This window comes from Nonomuraea sp. NPDC004702 (assembly GCF_053601695.1).
In genome coordinates this window covers 67,759-84,741 of the sequence record NZ_JBSGCE010000018.1, presented here as the reverse complement: position 1 = coordinate 84,741, position 16,983 = coordinate 67,759, and the positions used below count along the sequence as shown (strand labels likewise).

Genomic DNA, 16,983 nt, shown 5'->3' with positions numbered 1-16,983 from the left:
CCGTCGCCCGTTCCGCGCCCAGCAGGGGTGAGCGCAGTGATCTCTCGATGGTTCCGACGCTGCCGGAACCCCTCGCCGAAGCCCCGGTCGCGATCTGGCTCCCTCTAGGAAGCCCTCCTACCGGCCGCCGACGGCTGCTGCTCAGCCGCGGCGCCCGCCGACCGCTGTGGTGGCACCACAGGGGTCGGGCGCACCAGCCCGAGCGCGACGACCTCGTTGGCGAGGCGCGTGCGGCGGTTGGTGCCCTCAGGAATCCTGAACTTCTGGTACAGCCGCAGCAGGTGTTGCTTGACCGCGGCTTCGGTCACGACCAGGTCGTCGGCGATCTCGCGCGCCGTCGCCGGAGCGACGAACGCCTCGTCGGACAGCGCCGGCCTGCAGAGCGAGGTCAGCACATCGACCTCGCGCCTGGTCAGCTCGGGCGCCGCCGCCCTGCGCAGCTCGACCTCGGGGGTGAAGTCCTCACGGGGGACTCCACCGATGCGACCCCGCGCCGCGCCGAACGAGACGACGTCTCCGTCGTCAAGGACCCTCCGGGCGATCGGCCTGCCGTTCACCCGTGTGCCGTTGCGGGACAGGCCCAGATCAACGACGTACAGGTAGGGTCCTCGTCTGACGAACTCGGCATGGAGTCGAGACACACTGGGGTCGGTGAGCCGGATGTCCACACCCCGGCCTCTCCCGACCGTCGTGATCTCGGGGCGCAACGGGACCACGTCGCCGGTGTCCTCGATGCGTATGAACGGCCCCTCCACGGCAGTTCCTCCCCAGGTAGCCCGCCGTAACTATTACTACAGCTCCGGCTTACCCAACCGAGGGGATGCGGAATCTCCTTTGCCGAAAGGAGAATCCCCCGTGAAATTGGTCTGGACCTCTGCGGACGGTTTTACCTGCTCACGGGTAGACTTCGGAGGAAGATAAGCGGAGGAAACACTCATGGCGGACAAGCCCACGAAAGGCCTGGCCGATGTCGTCGCCGCGTCCACAGCGCTGAGTGACATCGACGGCAAGGCCGGTCGCCTGTTCTACCGTGGATACGACATCCACGATCTGGCCGGCCGAGCGACGTTCGAGGAGACCGCGTACCTGCTGCAGCGCGGCAGGCTGCCCGACCGGGCCCAGCTGGAGGCGTACGGCGCCGACCTGGCCCAGGGCAGGGAGCTCGGCGCGCTGGTCGCCGCCAACGTGGCGGAGATCGCCGAGAAGCAGAAACCCATGGAGGCGCTCCGCTCCCTCGTCTCACTCTCCGGCGCCGACGACCCCGACAAGGACTCCACCGCCCCCGACGCGAACCTGCGCAAGGCGGCCCGCCTGACCGCGCAGCAGCCCGTGCTGGTCGCCCGCTACCACGCCGCGCGCACCGGCGGCGCGGCCCCCGAGGCCGACCCCGAGCTCAGCATCGCCGGCAACTTCCTGCTCCAGGTCACCGGACGCGCCCCCGAGCGGCGTGCGGTAGAGATCTTCGACGAGTGCCTGGTGCTGCACGCCGACCACACGATGAACGCCTCGACGTTCGCCGCCCGCGTCTGCGCCGCGACCCTGTCGGACATGCACTCGGCCATCGTCGCGGCCATCGGCACGCTCAAGGGCCCGCTGCACGGCGGCGCGAACGAGCAGGTCATGAAGACCCTGGAGTCGATCCCGCCGGGCGGGGTGGCCCAGGCCGTGCGCGACAAGCTCGCCGCGGGCGAGAAGATCATGGGCTTCGGCCACCGCGTCTACAAGACCGAGGACCCGCGCGCGACGCACCTGCGCCGCATGTCCGCCGAGCTGGCCGAGGCCGCCGGCGACGACACCTACTACCGGATGTCGAAGGAGATGGAGGAGGTCGTCTTCGAGACGAAGGGCCTCTATCCGAACGTCGATTTCTACGCGGCGTCGGTCTACCACTACCTTGGCATTCCGACGGACCTGTTCACCCCCGTCTTCTCGATCAGCCGCATGTCCGGCTGGACCGCGCACGTGATCGAGCAGCATGCCGACAACAGGCTGATCCGGCCCGACAGTGAATACATTGGCGAGCGCGATCAGAAGTGGAAGCCAATAGAAGAGCGTTGAGCCGAGAGAACGAACGTGAACGCTGGGGACCGTTCCCGCTGATCGTGGCGGGAGCGGTCGCCGCCGTGCTCGTGATCCTGTTGGTGGACCCGCGCTGGGGCGGGTTCGCGCTGGGCGGTGTGCTGATGGTCGCCGCCGCGCTCCGGTTCGCCGGGTTCGACGGGCAACTGGCCGTCCGCGACAAGAAGACGGACGTCATCACGCTGATCGCGTTCGGCTTCCTCATGGCCCTGACCTCGCTCGCGCTGTACAACAACGGGTTCAAGGCCTGGCTCCTGTCCCTTTTGGCCGGTTGACGGGACGGTCCGATAGCCTCAACGCATCCATTCATTGAAGGGGAACCATTCGCATGCCCAAGATCAAGGTGGAGGGTCCGGTCGTCGAGCTCGACGGCGACGAGATGACCAGGATCATCTGGCAGTTCATCAAGGACCAGCTGATCCTTCCCTACCTCGACGTCGACCTGAAGTACTACGACCTGGGGATCGAGTACCGGGACTCGACGGACGACCAGGTCACCATCGACGCCGCCAACGCCATCAAGAAGTACGGCGTCGGTGTGAAGTGCGCCACCATCACCCCCGACGAGGCGCGGGTCGAGGAGTTCGGGCTCAAGAAGATGTGGAAGTCCCCGAACGGGACCATCCGCAACATCCTCGGCGGCGTGATCTTCCGTGAGCCGATCATCATGTCGAACGTGCCGCGGCTCGTGCCCGGCTGGACCAAGCCGATCGTCGTCGGCCGTCACGCCTTCGGCGACCAGTACCGCGCCACCGACCTGGTCATCCCCGGCGAGGGCACCCTGACCCTCACGTACACGCCGAAGGACGGCTCCGAGCCGATCGAGCTCGACGTGTACGACTTCCCGGGCGGCGGCGTCGCCATGGCTATGTACAACCTCGACGAGTCGATCCGCGACTTCGCCCGCGCCTCCATGCGCTACGGCCTGGCCCGCAACTACCCGGTCTACCTCTCGACGAAGAACACCATCCTCAAGGCGTACGACGGCCGCTTCAAGGACATCTTCGCCGAGGTCTTCGAGACCGAGTTCAAGGCCGACTTCGAGAAGGCCGGGCTCACCTACGAGCACCGCCTCATCGACGACATGGTCGCCGCGGCGCTCAAGTGGGAGGGCGGCTACGTCTGGGCCGCCAAGAACTACGACGGCGACGTGCAGTCCGACACGGTCGCCCAGGGCTTCGGCTCGCTCGGCCTGATGACCTCCGTCCTCATGACCCCCGACGGCCAGACCGTCGAGGCCGAGGCCGCCCACGGCACCGTGACCCGCCACTACCGCGAGCACCAGAAGGGCAACCCCACCTCCACGAACCCGATCGCCTCGATCTTCGCGTGGACGCGTGGCCTGGCCCACCGCGGCAAGCTGGACAACACCCCCGCCGTGACCGACTTCGCCAACAAGCTGGAGCAGGTCTGCATCGAGACCGTCGAGAGCGGTCAGATGACCAAGGACCTCGCCATGCTGGTCGGCGGCGACGCCAAGTGGCTCACCACCCAGGACTTCCTGGCCGCCCTGGACGAGAACCTCAAGAAGAAGATGTCTGCTTGAGAGAAAGCGGCCTCTACCTGCGGCTTCGTCGCACGGTAGGGGCCGTTTCGCATGTCCGGGGCCGTCCGCGGGCCGTCCCGGCTCACCCGCTCAACCGGTCACCGGTTCGCGCGGCGCCAGTCGCTCGCGGTGAGGCGGTACAGGACGTGGCGGCGCAGCCGGTGGCCGGGCGGCAGGACGGGATGGTCGAAGTCCCCCTCGGGGTCGTGGACCATCCCGAGGCGGCGCATGACGGCGCTGGAGCGGGTGTTGACCGTGGCCGTGAAGGAGACCACCTCCGCCAGGCCGAGCCGGTCGAAGGCGAAGCCGAGCGCGGCGCCGGCCGCCTCGCTCGCGTAGCCGTGCCCCCACGACCCGCGGTTAAGCCGCCAGGCGATCTCCGTCGCGGGCATGAAGGGGGCCTCGAACGTCGGCCGGTGCAGGCCGGTGAAGCCGATGAACTCGCCGGTGTCCAGCCGTTCCAGCGCCCAGCGTCCCCAGCCCTGCCGGGTGATCAGGTCGTCGCTGGCGTCGGCGAGCGCGTCGCTCTGCTCGCGGCTGAGCGTGGCGGGGAAGTGTTCCATGACCTCGGGATCGGCGTTGAGCTCCGCGAAGGGCTCGCGGTCGGAGGGGCGCCAGGGCCGCAACAGCAGGCGCTCGGTACGCAGCTCGACCGGCGGCAGGTGGGTGGAGTCGATCACCGGGAACATCTTATGCGCGGGGTGAGGTGGGGGAGCTCGTACTCTTGGTCCCGTGTTGAGTAGTAACCGGCTGCGTGTCCTGCTTGAGGTGTTCAGGACGGGCAGTATCGCCGGTGCGGCCAGGGTGCTGAAGTTGTCGCCGTCCGCGGTGTCCCATCAGCTGTCCCGGCTGGAGCAGGAGGCGGGGGTCGGGCTGGTCGAGCGCAACGCCCAGAGCCTGCGGCTGACCGAGGCGGGACGCCGCCTGGCCATCCGCGCACAGGAGGTCGTCGACATCATCGAGGCGGCCGAGAAGGACCTGCTCGCCCAGGCCAGGGTGGACGCCGGCGAGCTGCGCATCGGCTTCTTCGCCTCCGCCGGGTACCGGCTGCTGCCGCTGGCGTTGTCGCGGTTCGCCTCCCGGTATCCCAAGGTGGCGCTCGACCTGGTGGAGGGCCAGCCGTACGAGCTGCTGCCCGATCTGGAGCGCGGCGCGCTCGACGTGCTGGTGGTCTTCGAGCACGCGCTCGATCCGTGGCAGTGCCCGGAAGGGGTGGAGGTCGTCCACCTGTTCGACGAGCCGCAGCTGCTGGTCCTGCCGACCGGCCACGCCGCCGCCCAGCGGCCCAAGGTGCGGCTGGCGGACCTGGCCGAGGAGCCGTGGATCACCACGTTCGGCGCCGAGCACCCGGTGTCGATCCTGGAACGGGCCAGCACGCTGGAGGGCTTCTCGCCGCGGATCCGCTGCCGCAGCGACCACTACGAGGTGACGATCGGCCTGGTACGGGCCGGGCTCGGCGTCGCGCTGGTGCCGAGCCTCGGCCTGCAGGGCGCGACCGGGCTGCACACCTGCCGGCTGACCACGCCGAACCTGTTCCGCCGGATCGGCGTGGCCAGGCGGCCGACCAATCCCAACCCGGCCGCCCGGTCGTTCCTGGCGTACCTGCGTACGGCCTCGGCCCAGCTCAGGAACTCGCTGGAGCCGTCGCTGCGCTGAGGCGGGCGGCGACGTCCAGGCCGGCCCGCCGTACGGCGGAGGTCAGGTCGTGCTCGCTGCCCGCGGGGCCGTGGGCCAGGACGGCGTAGGCGATGCGGCCGTCCATGATGCCGACGTCGGACCGGACGCCCTCGTCGGTGCCGGTCTTGTTGGCCAGCCAGTCGCCCTCGGGATCGTGCCTGACCAGGGCGGGGACGAGCCCGTGGTCGGTGTTCTGCCGCATCCAGCCGCGCATGAGCGCCTGCCAGCCGCCCGGACCGGCGAGCAGCGCGGCCAGGCCGGACAGCTCGGCCGCGGTGCCGATCGCGAACGTCGGCGGGTCCTGCGGGGTGCGCGGTTCCCTGATGCGGTCGAGCAGCCTGGTCCGCGACAGCCCGAGGGCCGCGGCGGCGGCGTTGACCCGGTCCAGGCCGATCGTGCGCAGCAGCGCGTTCGTGGCGGTGTTGTCGCTGACGGCGGCGGTCAGCAGGGCGAGGTCGCCGATCGTCCAGACGCGCGCGGACAGCGACGTGAGCAGCCCGGAGCCGCCGCAGTAGTCGTCGTCGTGCAGCGTCACGGGCGTGTCGGGGGCCAGGATGCCGCCCTCGACGCTCATCGCCACCTCGGCCAGCAGCAGCAGCTTGCCGACGCTGGCCAGCGGCAGCTCGGCGTCCTCGTTGACGCCGTGGAACTCGCCCGTCACCAGATCGCGCGTCGCGACGGCGAGCGTGATGTCGTTCACCGCCCGATGATCCTTCCTGGTCTGTCCTCGGTGAGCCTGTTGTCCTCCACGGCGAGCCGTCCGGCCACCACGACGGCCCTGATGCCGACGGGAGGCAGCAGCGGGTCGGCGTAGGTCGCGCCGTCGGCCACCGTCGCGGGGTCGAAGAGCACCAGGTCGGCGTGCGCTCCGTCGCGCACGACGCCCCGGTCCGCCAGCCCGAACCGGTCGGCCGCCATGCCGGTCATCTTGTGGACGGCGGTCTCCACCGGGAACAGTCCCTGGTCGCGGGAGTAGCGGCCGAGCACCCTGGGGAAGGTGCCGGCCAGCCGGGGGTGCGGATGGCCCGGCTTGGGCACGCCGTCCGAGCCGATCATGACGTACTCGCTCGCCAGGACCCGCTGGACGTCGTCCTCGCGCATGGAGTGGCTGATGATGGTCACCTCGCCGTCCTCGGCGAGCAGCAGCTCGGCCGCCGCGTCCACCGGGTCGCCGCCCAGCTCGGCGATCGTGCGGCCCTCGGCCTCGGGATGACGGGTGGCGCAGGCGACCGAGATGCGGTCCCAGCCGCCGTTGCCGACCGTGTTCTCCCAGCCCGGCACGCCGTCCTCGATGGCCGCGCGCATCCGGTCGCGCTGGCCGGGGTCGCGCAGCCGGTCGAGCAGCGCCTCGGTGCCGCCGTCGTTGGCCCACGGAGGGAACATCGCCGACAGCGACGTGCTGCCCTCGGTGTAGGGGTAGACGTCGCAGGTGAGGTCCATGCCCTGGGCACGCAGCGCGGCGATGCGGGGGAGCGTGCGCAGGGTCTTGCCCCAGGCGTGCTTGCCGGCCGTCTTGTGGTGGCTGACGTGCAGCGCGGCCCCGCTGCTGCGGGCGATCTCGACGGCCTCCTCCAGCGCCTCCTCCACGCGCGACATCTCGTCCCGCAGGTGGGTGACGTACGGCTTGCCGTGCCGGGCCGCGACGCGGGCCAGCGCGACCACCTCGGCGGTGTCGCCGTACGTGCCGGGGGTGTAGATGAGGCCGGTGGACAGCCCGGCGGCGCCGGCGGCCAGCGCCTCGTCGAGCAGCGCGCACATGGTGGCGAGCTCGGCGGGGGTGGCCGGGCGGTCCTCGTAGCCGAGCACGCCGGCCCGCAGGGTGCCGTGGCCGACGAGGGAGGTCAGGTGGTTCGACCGGGGGGCCCGCTCGTGCGCCGCGACGAACCCGTCGTAGTCCTCAAAAATCGGGATGTCGCCGCCGAAACCGGCCCGGCTCGACCGGCGCAGCGCCGGCACCCGCTCGGGCAGCGCCGGGAACAGGCTCGACCCGCAGTTGCCGCAGATCTCCACCGTGACGCCCATGAGCACGGGCGCGGCGGCCAGCTCCCGGCCCGCCTCCCCGAGCAGGGTGACCGCGTCGGAGTGGGTGTGCACGTCGATGAACCCGGGCGCGACCACCAGCCCGGCGGCGTCGATCACCCGCCCCCCGCCGCCGTCGGACGGGCCGCCTCCGGGCAGCAGGACGAGGCGGTCACCGCGGACGCCGACGTCGGCCCGGCGCAGCGGCGCGCCCGTCCCGTCGGCCACGAGGCCACCGCTGATCAGCATGTCGAGGCTCACGTGGCCGAACCCTCCCTGAGAAGCGAGCCGTTCACAGCACCTGCCCGAGGAAGGCGCGGGTGCGCTCGTGACGCGGCGCGGACAGCACCTCGCGCGGCGGCCCCTCCTCCACGATCACGCCGTCGTCGATGAACACCAGGTGGTCGCCCGCCTCTCTGGCGAAGCCCATCTCGTGGGTCACCACGATCATCGTCATCCCGCTGGCCGCCAGGTCGCGCATGACCTGCAGCACCTCCTGCACCAGCTCGGGGTCGAGCGCGCTGGTCGGCTCGTCGAACAGCATGAGCTTGGGGTCCATGGCCAGGCTGCGCGCGATCGCGACCCGCTGCTGCTGGCCGCCCGACAGCTGCCTGGGGTAGTGGCCGGCCCGGTCGGCCAGCCCCACCCGGTCGAGCAGCGTCATCGCGCGCTCGGCCGCCTTCGCCTTCGGCAGGCGCTTGACCGTGCACGGGCCCTCCATGACGTTCTCCAGCGCGGTCATGTGCGGGAACAGGTGGAAGCGCTGGAAGACCATGCCGATCTCCTGGCGCTGGCGGCACAGCTCGCCGGGCCGCAGCAGGTGCAGCTTGCCGCCCTGCTCGCTGAAGCCCATGAGCTCGCCGTCGACCCACACCCGGCCCGCGTCGATCGTCTCCAGCCGGTTGACGCAGCGCAACAGCGTCGACTTGCCGGACCCGGACGGGCCCACCACGCAGACCACCGCGCCGGCCGGCACGTCGAGGCTGACGCCCTTCAGCACCTCCAGCTGGCCGAAGCGCTTCCGGACCGATTCGATCTTCACCATGCTAGTGGCCACGGCTGAACCTCCTCTCCAGGGAGCGCTGGCCGAAGGTGGCCACGGTGGTGAGCAGCAGGTACCAGGTGGAGGCGACCACCAGCAGCGCGATCACCTCGAAGTTGTCCAGGTAGATGCGCTGGGAGACGGTCAGCAGCTCCGCGCCGGAGATGACCGAGACCATCGAGGTGGTCTTCAGCATGGAGATGAACTGGTTGCCGGTCGGCGGGATGATCACCCGCATCGCCTGCGGCAGCACGACCCTGCGCAGGATCTGCCGGTGCGTCATGCCCAGCGACTCGGCCGCCTCCCGCTGCCCGGGATCCACCGAACGGATGCCCGCGCGGACGATCTCGGCCATGTACGCGCCCTCGTTGATGGTCAGCCCGAGCAGCGCCGCCGTGAACGGCGTGATCAGCTCGTTGGCCGGCCACTGGAGGAACATCGGGCCGCCGAACGGCACGCCGAGCCCGATCTCGGGGAAGACCAGGCCGATGTTGAACCAGAAGATGAGCTGCACCAGCAGCGGCGTGCCCCGGAAGAACCAGGTGTAGAGGCCGGCCGCGCCGCGCAGCACCGGGCTGTCCGACAGCTGCATGACGGCGGCGACCACACCGAGGGCGACGCCGATGACCATGGACAGCGCGGTGAGCGCGATCGTGATCCACAGGCCGCCGAGCACGCGGCCGTCCAGCAGGAACTCGGCGATGACGTCCCAGTGGAGGTTGGGGTTGACGATGACGGTGTAGGCCAGCCACGCCATCACCAGCGCCGCGACCACCGCCGCGACGAGCCGCCCGGGCCTGGGCGGCTTCACCGCCTCGATCGGGAGTTCCATCATGCGCCGGTGTTGATCGTGACCTTGGGCACGGCGTTGGCCGTCGTGCCGTACTTCTCCAGGATCTTGCCGTACTCGCCGCTGTCGATCAGTTCCTGGAGCGCCTTGGCGACGGCGTCGCGCAGGCCGGTCTGCTTCTTGTCGATCGCGATGCCCCAGGGGCCGGCGTCGTACTGCTCGGCCAGGACCTCGTACTTGCCGGTCTCCTTGGCGTACATGGCGGCCACGGGGGAGTCGACGATCGTGGCGACGGTACGGCCGGAGTCGATGGTGAGCAGGCCGGTGGGGGCGTCCTCGCTCTGCATGATCTCCATCTTCTGGGCGCACTTCTCGTTCTGGCGCTTGCCGATCTCCAGGTTGGAGCTGCCCTTGGCCAGGACGACCTTCTTGCCGCACAGGTCCTCAAGGGTCTTGATGCCCTCGGGGTTGCCCTTCTTGACCATGATCGAGCCGCCGGCGTTGAAGTAGTCGACGAAGTCGACGGCCTTGCGGCGCTGTTCGAGGTCGCTGAGCGCGGCCATGGCGATGTCCCACCGGCCGCCCTGCAGGCCGGGGATGAGGCCGTCGAAGGAGGCGTTGATGATCCGGGTCTTCAGCCCGAGCCGCTCGCCGACCGCCACGGCCAGGTCGGCGTCGACGCCGGTCATCTCCTGGGTGCCCGGCTTGTACATCTCCATCGGGGGATAGCCTTCCGAGGTCGCCATGCGGAGCTCGCCGGACTTCCGTACGGAATCCGGGACGAGGTCCTTGGCGCTCTTGCCGGTCGAGGAGGGCGGCGTGGGGGCCGCCGCCGTACCCGAGGTGGACCTCCCGCATCCCGCGCCGAGCGCGCAGGCCGCCACCAGGGCGATGACCAGGTGTGTTCGCATGGCATGTCATCGTGGCCAGGCCGTCAGGCGGCACCAAGCCTCGTGAAGGCATGCGACCCTCAGCAACGAATCCGTCGATGCTCGACCCTTCATGCCCTCGCGGTTGTCTACGCTCGCCCCTCATGAGTTTGGACATCTGGCCCCAGACCGCCACATGGCACGACGGGGAGCTGCGGCTCGGCGGGATCGGCGCGGTCGAACTGGCCCGGGAGCACGGCACGCCCGCGTACGTGCTGGACGAGGCCGACTTCACCGCCCGCGCCCGCGCCTGGCTGGACGCGCTGCCCGACGGCGACGTGCACTACGGCGGCAAGGCGTTCCTCTGCCCCGAGGTGGTGCGCTGGCTGGACCGGCTGGGCCTGTCCCTGGACGTCTGCACGGGCGGCGAGCTCGCCGTGGCCATGGCCGGCGGGATGCCGCCGGAGCGGGTCGTCTTCCACGGCAACAACAAGTCGGCCGACGAGCTGCGCAGGGCCGTGGCCTGGGGCATCGGCTGCGTGGTCGTCGACTCCTTCGCCGAGATCGCCAGGCTCGCCGAGATCGCCGCCTCCCTGGGCGTCCGGCAGCGGGTGATGATCAGGGTGACGCCGGGCGTGGACCCGCACACCCACGCCTTCATCGCCACCGGCGGCGAGGACTCCAAGTTCGGCTTCTCGCTGAGCGCCGGCGCCGCCGCGCTCGCGGTGGCGCAGGTGACCGCCGAGCCCGCGCTGGAGCTGTACGGCCTGCACTCCCACATCGGCTCGCAGATCTTCGAGCTGGACGGCTTCGGCACCGCCGCCGCCAGGATGGCCGCCTTCGCCGCCGAGACCGGCGTCACCAGGCTCGACCTGGGCGGCGGCCTCGGCATCGCCTACACGCCCGACGACCCCACCCCGCCCACGCCCGCCGAGCTGCTCGCCGTGCTCAGGAAGGAGACCGCGGGCCTGCACCTGGCCGTCGAGCCCGGCAGGTCGATCGCCGGGCCGTCCACGGTCGCCCTGTACGAGATCGGCACGATCAAGGGCCGGTACGTGAGCGTGAACGGCGGCATGAGCGACAACCCCCGCCCCGGCATGTACGGCGCCGCCTACACCGCCGCCCTGGCCAACCGCGCCTCCGACGCCCCCACGAGCGCGTTCACCGTGGTCGGCAAGCACTGCGAGAGCGGGGACGTGCTGGTCAGGGACATCGCGCTGCCTGGCGACGTGCGGCCCGGCGACCTGCTCGCCGTCCCGGTGTCGGGCGCCTACCAGCGCTCGATGGCCAGTAACTACAACCACGTGCCCAGGCCGCCGGTGGTCGCGGTGCGCGACGGGCAGGCGCGGGTCATCGTCCGCCGCGAGAGCGAGGAGGACCTGCTGCGGCTCTACCTGTGACGCGGCCGCGAAGCCGCGCCGGCGCTCAGGGCGTGAGCTTGGCCAGGTCGGGGGCGTAGGCGGTCATCCAGCTCGGGTGCAGCCGGTAGTAGACCACGTCGTTCTCCCAGTCGAAGGCGTCCGCGCCGTAGAAGTCCTTGAAGTAGTCCAGGATGGCCGGCCAGTCGGCGGCCGGCTCGCCGTCCCGCGGGTTGAGGATCTCCACCCTGCCGTGGGTGAACACGCCCAGGTCCTCCCCGCGCATGTGGGCGACGCTGGCCGCCGGGCGGGTGGCGAGGTGGCGTGCCTTGGCGGCGCCGCGGGCCGTGCCGAAGTGCCATTTGCCGTGCAGGAAGTGGCCGTCGGCGCCGCTGATCCGCGGCTCGCCCTTCGCCGTCACGGTGGACACGGCGAGGACGCGCATGCCGGTCAGGAGCCCGGTGAGCTGCTCGGCGGTCAGGGTGCGCTCGGTGACGATCGAGCGCAGGTGCGAGGTGGAGCGGGAGAGCGAGGCGTCCAGGAGCGCCTGGAGCTCTTCGAGCTCCTGCGGGGTTTCGCGCATTGAGGTCCTTGTCTGTACGTACGTACCGGCCCGCGGTCGGCGCCGGCCGGTGGGACCATGCTCGACCGGAAACCCGACACCCTGTGTCGTGTTTTCCGGAACTCAGGACGAATCTCTGACGCGGGCCGCCTGTTCCTCCTGGACCCTGCGAGCGGTGCGCAGGAAGCCGAGGATCACCGCCAGCTCGTCCGGCCCGTACCCCTCCAGCGCCCGCGCGCCCGCCTGGCCGACCGGGACGAAGATCTCGGCCTCGGCGGCGCGGGCGGCGTCGGTGGCGGCGACCAGGACGCGGCGGCGGTTGCCCGGATCGGGCGCGCGGGCCACCATGCCCGCGCGTTCCAGCCGGTCAATGACGGTGGTGACGGCCGCCGGGCTCAGCTTCAGCGCGAGGCTGAGCGCGCCCGCGGCGACCGGGCCCTCGGCCAGGACGACGTCGAGGCAGCGCAGGTCGGTGCGGTTGAGGCGGAGCCGGGCCGCGGCGGCCTCGTCGAAGGCGTCGAAGCTCTGCTGCAACTGCCGGAGCTCCATGGCGATCTCTCCGATGACGGCACGTTTCGACATTCGAACCTTTCTGGTATCGTACTTTTCGTCAGTCGAAATGACGATATCACTTCCGGAGGCACCGCCATGCGCTCGACCACCCTCGCCGCGTCCGACACCGCCGAGATCCAGCGCCTGTTCGCCGACTTCATGACGGCCTGGACCGCCGGGGACGCCCGCGCGTTCGGCGCCCTGTTCACCGACGACTCCGACTACGTCTCCTACGACGGCACGATCGCCCGCGGCCGCCGCGCGCACGAGCTCAACCACGACAAGCTCTTCCGCGGCGTCCTGGCCGGCTCGGCGCTCGTCGGCGACCTGGAGTCGGTGCGCTTCCTCACCCCCGACGTGGCGGTCGTGCACGGCACGGCCTCCGTCCTGATGCCCTGGCGGTCCACGCTGCCCAGGCGGCGGCTGTCCCGGCAGACCGTCGTCGTGGTGCGGACGGGCCAGGGCTGGCGCATCGGCGCGATCCACAACGGCCGGGTCCGGCCGGTCACCGTCCCGGAGCCGGACGCGTTCCCGTCCCGGATGTCGCAGCTGATGGCCCGGGTCGCCCGCAGGCTCGGCCTCGGCAGGGGATGACGCTTTTCGCAATCCCTGACCCTTCTTTGACGAGGTCGCGGCGTGGCGCAGTTGATCATCTGGGTAAGGCCCAACCTGTAACAGTCGTACGCGTCTCGGGGGGTTCGGATGCGACTGGGTATTTTGACAGGAGCGGGGCTCCTTGCGGCCGCCGTCGTCCTGACCGGGTGCGACTCGCCGCCCGACACAGCCAAGATCACCGACAGCAAGGCCGAGGCCGCGGCCAAGCTGAAGCAGAGCAAGGCGGCCAAGATCGCGCTGGCGCGCAAGGTCAAGGCGAACGAGCTGGGCCAGATCCCGGTGCTGATGTTCCACCGGGTCATCAAGAACCCGGCCACCACCGACGACAGGACGCCGCAGCAGTTCCGCTCGGACCTGGAACGGCTGGTCAAGGAGGACTACGTCCCGATCAGCGCGTCGGAGATGGTGACCGGGAAGATCAACGTCCCGGCGGGCAAGCATCCCGTGGTCCTGACGTTCGACGACTCCTCGCCCTCGCAGCTCACGCTGAACGAGATGGGCGTCCCGCAGCCGGACACCGCCGTGGCGATCCTGCGCGAGGTGGCCGCCAAGCACCCGGGTTTCCGGCCGGCCGCCACCTTCTACGTCACCCGTGACATGTTCGGCAAGACCGTGCGCGAGGAGCAGGCCCAGACGCTGGGCTGGCTCAAGGACAACGGCTTCGACATCGGCAACCACACCCGTGACCACGTCAACCTGCACGGACGCTCGGAGAAGGAGGTGGAGGACCAGATCGGCGGCATCGCCAAGCAGATCGACGACCTGACCAAGGTCAAGCCCAACTCCATCGCCCTGCCGTACGGCAACCAGCCGCGCAACAAGAACTGGGCGCTGCACGGCAAGCTCTACAACCACGCCGGCGCGTTCCTGGCCGGATACACGCCCGCGCCGTCGCCGTTCAGCAAGGCGTTCGACCCGGGCGGCATCCCGCGCATCCGGGTCATGGAGAAGAAGGGCGACTGCGCGCAGTTCTGCTCGGCGGCCTGGCTCGACTGGCTCAAGAACAACCCGGACATGCGCTACACCTCGGACGGTGACGTCAGCACGGTCGCGTACCCGAAGTTCAAGAACCCGTACCTGCGCAAGTCCTTCACCACCTGGAGCCTGCCCTACTGACGGACGCGCCCGAGCGCCACGCTCAGCTCGGCGGGTTGCAGCATGAAGTCGGCCACCTCGCCGGTGACGCCGATCGGGCGGGCGGCCCCGGTGCGCAGGTCCAGCACCAGGTAGGCGGTCTCGCCCAGCGGGCCGTTCGCCCTGACCGTGAGGGTGTCCTCGTCCTCCCAGCGCAGCAGGGCGGCGAGCCACCAGCCGGTGGCCAGCCGCGGCGTGACCGTGCGCACGTGTTCGCCGGTCTTCGTGTCCCACAGGGCGAGGCCCTGCGGGAGCACGCCGCCGGGGGTGAGCTCCCGGTGCCGTGACGCGATCAGGCGGCCGGAGGGGGACGGCTCGATGGCCCACTCCACGTTGCCCGGCATGGTGTAGCTGCGCAGCAGGTCGCCCTTGGGCGAGTAGACGGCGAACCACACCGACCTGAGGTGGCCCGGGGAGCGGCGGGTGGGCTCGACGCTCTTCATGACGAGACCTTCCGACGTCCATCCGGTGACCTGCCCGCGGTCCGGGAGGCGGGTGGCGGTGCCGCGCGCGACGTCCACGATCACGGGCGGCTCCAGCACCACGTCGGTGTCCTTGGTCAGATGGTCGGGCTGGAGGAGCACGTGCCGGCCGTCCAGGGAGAACAGCGGTGGCTGAGCGCCGAACAACGCCGTGACGGTCCCGCGCGGCTGCCTGACGGGGAGCCGTTCGACGGCTCCCGTCCGCAGGTCGGCCACGACGTAGGTGTTGTCGCTGTCCCTCAGGAAGGCGGCACGCCGGCCGTCCCGGCTGAGGGCGAACATCGTCTGGTCGAAGCTGTACGGCAGGCGGCCGCGCTCCACGCCGTCCCCGACGAGGATCATGTGCGCGCACTCCTCGCAGCTCGGGACGTACGCGTAGCGGATCGAGGTGGCGTACTTCGTGCGCTTCGCGGGCTTCGCCGGCTCTTTGGCCGTCCTGCCGGGCGTGACCGGCTGGGAGCGGACGAACCGCACGCCGGGCTCCGCCGACAGGGGCGCGGCGACCCACGCGGCGGCCAGAGCCACGCTCAGGGCGGCGGCCCCCGCCCGCCAGGGACGCCTCCGGCGGCGCGTCACGCCAGCCTGCCGACGACGACCTCGCCGAGGCGGGAGGGGACGTTCTTCACCTGGCGGCTCTTCCCCGTCTCCAGGTCCACGAGGTACAGGACGGGATCGTCCCAGCCGAGCATGACGAGCAGGCGCCCGTCCTCCGTCCACCGCACCAGCTCGGCCTCGGCGCCCGGCCCGCCCAGCGTCGCGCGGCCCCGCACCCGGCCGCCGGTGCGCGGATCCATGGTCAGCACCTCGTTGTCCGAGACGAGGACCAGGCGGTCGCCGTCGGGCGTGAGCAGCGCCTGCAACGCCGGGTCGAAGGGCGTCCTGGCGCGTACGGCCCCCTGTGCGTCGAGCGTGACCAGCTCGGTGTCGGGGGCGCCCTCCAGGGCCCGTCGGCCGGTGGTGGCGACCACCTTGCCGGGCACGACGCCGATCACGCGGCCGATGCCGGGCAGCCGCCTCCGGGCCCCAGTGACGGCGTCCACCAGGTCGACTCCGTCCGGCCAGGTCAGGATGACGTGCCGGTCGTCCTGGCCGAAGGCCGCGTCGGGCACGCCTTCGCCGGGCCCGGTCAGCGGGCGCGCGGCTTTCTCGGCGGACAGGTCGTGCAGCACGAGACGGCCGGTCGCCGCGTCCAGGTAGATGAGGCGGTAGCCGTCGCCGCTGATCACGAGCGGCGCCCGGCGATTGCTGATCGGCACCACCGTGCGGGCCTGGGGAAGGTCGACCGTCTGCCATGAGCCGGCGCGTCTCAGGTGCAACCGCCACTGGTAGCGGCTCACGTCGGCGTAGCCGATGGGCGCGGGGAGCGGCCCGGTGAGCGCCGCGGGAGGAGGGGGAGAGCTGTAGCGCCGGACCACGAGGCCGTTCCAGGCCGTGATCAGGCAGACGGTGACCAGCGCCGCCAGTATGGCCCGCCACCGGCCCGGCACACCGGGCCGGAAACGTCCGGAGAGGATCCAGGCGAGCAGGGGCAGTCCCCAAACCGCCACGTGGCTGAGGAGAAGCAGGTCGTCGCGGAGATCGGGCAGCTCGGAGAGCGGCGCCGCCCACAGCGCTGCCGCGCTCCCGCCCGCCATCAGCGCCCGGGCCGTGTCCGACCTCATGGCCGCCTCTGCGGCGACCAGATCGGCGGGCCCCTGCGCGAGGGGCCGGCCCAGATCGTGCAGCACGGCCTGGACGATCACCACGACCGCGAGCGTCCACGCGGCGGCGGCGCGTCCGGCGGATCCGACGTCACCCAGGAAGGAACGTGCCACCACGGAGAGCGCGACGCCGCAGGAGAGGGCGGCGCAGATGCGCCAGACGATGACGAGCGGCCGTGACCCGAGGTCCGGCCGCGGCGCGCGGACCGTCCGTGGCCTCGGCCCGCGGCCCTTGGACAGCTCGCCGGCCAGCACGCCGAGGGTCCAGCCGCCCACCGGCAGGAAGAGGCGGAGGCCGACGTCGCCCGAGACCAGCGGCAGGGCCATGAGAACCGTTCCCGCACTCGCCCCCGCCCACCGGAACCGCCGGGTGACCTGCATGTGGCGCAGGATCACCGGGCCGTTGAACGCGGTGAAGAGCACCTGCTGCCGGGCCGAGAACCGGTTCGCGGCGGCACGGCTCATCGGCCTGTTCGCGATGAGCGCCGCTGTCGCCGCCGACAGCGCCGCGACGGCGACGACGATCGCGATCACCATGAAGAGGCGTCTTTCGGCCTG

18 protein-coding genes are annotated in these 16,983 nt (G+C 71.0%); 7 read left to right on the top strand and 11 right to left on the bottom strand.

Going from position 1 to position 16,983, the window contains the following annotated elements:
• Positions 1 to 104: 104 nt before the first annotated feature.
• Positions 105 to 755, bottom strand: a complete 651-nt coding sequence (locus tag ACWEJ6_RS23260; protein ID WP_352362084.1) for an FHA domain-containing protein — start codon at positions 753 to 755, stop codon at positions 105 to 107.
• Between the two features lie 181 nt (positions 756 to 936).
• Here ACWEJ6_RS23260 and ACWEJ6_RS23255 point away from each other — a divergent pair, with 181 nt between their 5' ends.
• Genes ACWEJ6_RS23255 through ACWEJ6_RS23245 form a run of 3 tightly spaced genes read left to right on the top strand, consistent with a single transcriptional unit; the run spans position 937 to position 3,625 of the window.
• A complete protein-coding gene (locus tag ACWEJ6_RS23255) occupies positions 937 to 2,058 on the top strand; it encodes a citrate/2-methylcitrate synthase (protein WP_387669126.1) in 1,122 nt (373 codons plus the stop codon).
• Positions 2,055 to 2,354 (top strand): DUF3017 domain-containing protein, encoded by a 300-nt coding sequence (locus ACWEJ6_RS23250; RefSeq protein ID WP_358282322.1) that lies wholly within the window; start codon positions 2,055 to 2,057, stop codon positions 2,352 to 2,354. Before ACWEJ6_RS23255 ends, ACWEJ6_RS23250 begins: the two co-directional genes overlap by 4 nt.
• A 53-nt stretch (positions 2,355 to 2,407) precedes the next feature.
• Positions 2,408 to 3,625, top strand: a complete 1,218-nt coding sequence (locus ACWEJ6_RS23245) for an NADP-dependent isocitrate dehydrogenase (protein ID WP_397218350.1) — start codon at positions 2,408 to 2,410, stop codon at positions 3,623 to 3,625.
• Between the two features lie 98 nt (positions 3,626 to 3,723).
• Here ACWEJ6_RS23245 and ACWEJ6_RS23240 read toward each other — a convergent pair whose 3' ends face one another.
• Positions 3,724 to 4,305: a GNAT family N-acetyltransferase gene (locus ACWEJ6_RS23240; RefSeq protein WP_452426081.1), complete on the bottom strand. Its 582-nt coding sequence runs from the start codon at positions 4,303 to 4,305 to the stop codon at positions 3,724 to 3,726.
• 52 nt (positions 4,306 to 4,357) lie between these two features.
• Here ACWEJ6_RS23240 and ACWEJ6_RS23235 point away from each other — a divergent pair, with 52 nt between their 5' ends.
• The gene (locus ACWEJ6_RS23235; protein WP_357969738.1) at positions 4,358 to 5,281 is read left to right on the top strand and encodes a LysR family transcriptional regulator; all 924 of its coding nucleotides are present in this window, start codon (positions 4,358 to 4,360) and stop codon (positions 5,279 to 5,281) included.
• Here the strand turns inward: ACWEJ6_RS23235 and ACWEJ6_RS23230 are convergent.
• The 5 genes from ACWEJ6_RS23230 to ACWEJ6_RS23210 are packed head-to-tail and all read right to left on the bottom strand — an operon-like array spanning position 5,250 to position 10,064.
• Entirely contained in the window at positions 5,250 to 6,002 is a 753-nt protein-coding gene (locus tag ACWEJ6_RS23230; RefSeq protein WP_452426079.1) for a serine hydrolase, read from the bottom strand. The two genes, ACWEJ6_RS23235 and ACWEJ6_RS23230, sit on opposite strands and share 32 nt — an antisense overlap.
• A complete protein-coding gene (locus ACWEJ6_RS23225) occupies positions 5,999 to 7,582 on the bottom strand; it encodes an amidohydrolase family protein (protein ID WP_397165229.1) in 1,584 nt (527 codons plus the stop codon). Before ACWEJ6_RS23225 ends, ACWEJ6_RS23230 begins: the two co-directional genes overlap by 4 nt.
• 31 nt (positions 7,583 to 7,613) lie before the next feature.
• The gene (locus tag ACWEJ6_RS23220) at positions 7,614 to 8,366 is read right to left on the bottom strand and encodes an amino acid ABC transporter ATP-binding protein (protein WP_387669274.1); all 753 of its coding nucleotides are present in this window, start codon (positions 8,364 to 8,366) and stop codon (positions 7,614 to 7,616) included.
• 1 nt (position 8,367) lies between these two features.
• A complete protein-coding gene (locus tag ACWEJ6_RS23215; protein WP_358282334.1) occupies positions 8,368 to 9,198 on the bottom strand; it encodes an amino acid ABC transporter permease in 831 nt (276 codons plus the stop codon).
• On the bottom strand, positions 9,195 to 10,064 hold the full coding sequence (locus tag ACWEJ6_RS23210; RefSeq protein ID WP_358282336.1) for an ABC transporter substrate-binding protein: 870 nt from the start codon (positions 10,062 to 10,064) through the stop codon (positions 9,195 to 9,197). The genes ACWEJ6_RS23215 and ACWEJ6_RS23210 overlap by 4 nt, the downstream gene beginning before the upstream one ends.
• A gap of 122 nt (positions 10,065 to 10,186) precedes the next feature.
• On the opposite strand from ACWEJ6_RS23210, the gene lysA reads away from it, so the two are divergent.
• Entirely contained in the window at positions 10,187 to 11,422 is a 1,236-nt protein-coding gene (gene lysA, locus ACWEJ6_RS23205) for a diaminopimelate decarboxylase (protein ID WP_452426076.1), read from the top strand.
• A gap of 25 nt (positions 11,423 to 11,447) precedes the next feature.
• On the opposite strand, the gene ACWEJ6_RS23200 is transcribed toward lysA, so the two are convergent.
• Together ACWEJ6_RS23200 and ACWEJ6_RS23195 are read right to left on the bottom strand one after the other, a co-directional pair.
• A complete protein-coding gene (locus ACWEJ6_RS23200; RefSeq protein ID WP_452426074.1) occupies positions 11,448 to 11,963 on the bottom strand; it encodes a pyridoxamine 5'-phosphate oxidase family protein in 516 nt (171 codons plus the stop codon).
• Positions 11,964 to 12,065: 102 nt separating this feature from the next.
• A complete protein-coding gene (locus tag ACWEJ6_RS23195; RefSeq protein ID WP_397170516.1) occupies positions 12,066 to 12,524 on the bottom strand; it encodes a MarR family winged helix-turn-helix transcriptional regulator in 459 nt (152 codons plus the stop codon).
• 66 nt (positions 12,525 to 12,590) lie between these two features.
• Between ACWEJ6_RS23195 and ACWEJ6_RS23190 the strand changes: the two genes are divergently transcribed.
• The gene (locus ACWEJ6_RS23190; RefSeq protein WP_452426072.1) at positions 12,591 to 13,088 is read left to right on the top strand and encodes an SgcJ/EcaC family oxidoreductase; all 498 of its coding nucleotides are present in this window, start codon (positions 12,591 to 12,593) and stop codon (positions 13,086 to 13,088) included.
• 108 nt (positions 13,089 to 13,196) lie between these two features.
• Entirely contained in the window at positions 13,197 to 14,225 is a 1,029-nt protein-coding gene (locus ACWEJ6_RS23185; RefSeq protein WP_397165237.1) for a polysaccharide deacetylase family protein, read from the top strand.
• Here the strand turns inward: ACWEJ6_RS23185 and ACWEJ6_RS23180 are convergent.
• Positions 14,219 to 15,301 (bottom strand): hypothetical protein, encoded by a 1,083-nt coding sequence (locus ACWEJ6_RS23180; RefSeq protein WP_452426070.1) that lies wholly within the window; start codon positions 15,299 to 15,301, stop codon positions 14,219 to 14,221. The genes ACWEJ6_RS23185 and ACWEJ6_RS23180 overlap by 7 nt on opposite strands.
• Complete coding sequence (locus tag ACWEJ6_RS23175; RefSeq protein ID WP_452426068.1) at positions 15,298 to 16,962, bottom strand: hypothetical protein; 1,665 nt, start codon at positions 16,960 to 16,962, stop codon at positions 15,298 to 15,300. The genes ACWEJ6_RS23180 and ACWEJ6_RS23175 overlap by 4 nt, the downstream gene beginning before the upstream one ends.
• Positions 16,963 to 16,983 lie beyond the last annotated feature (21 nt).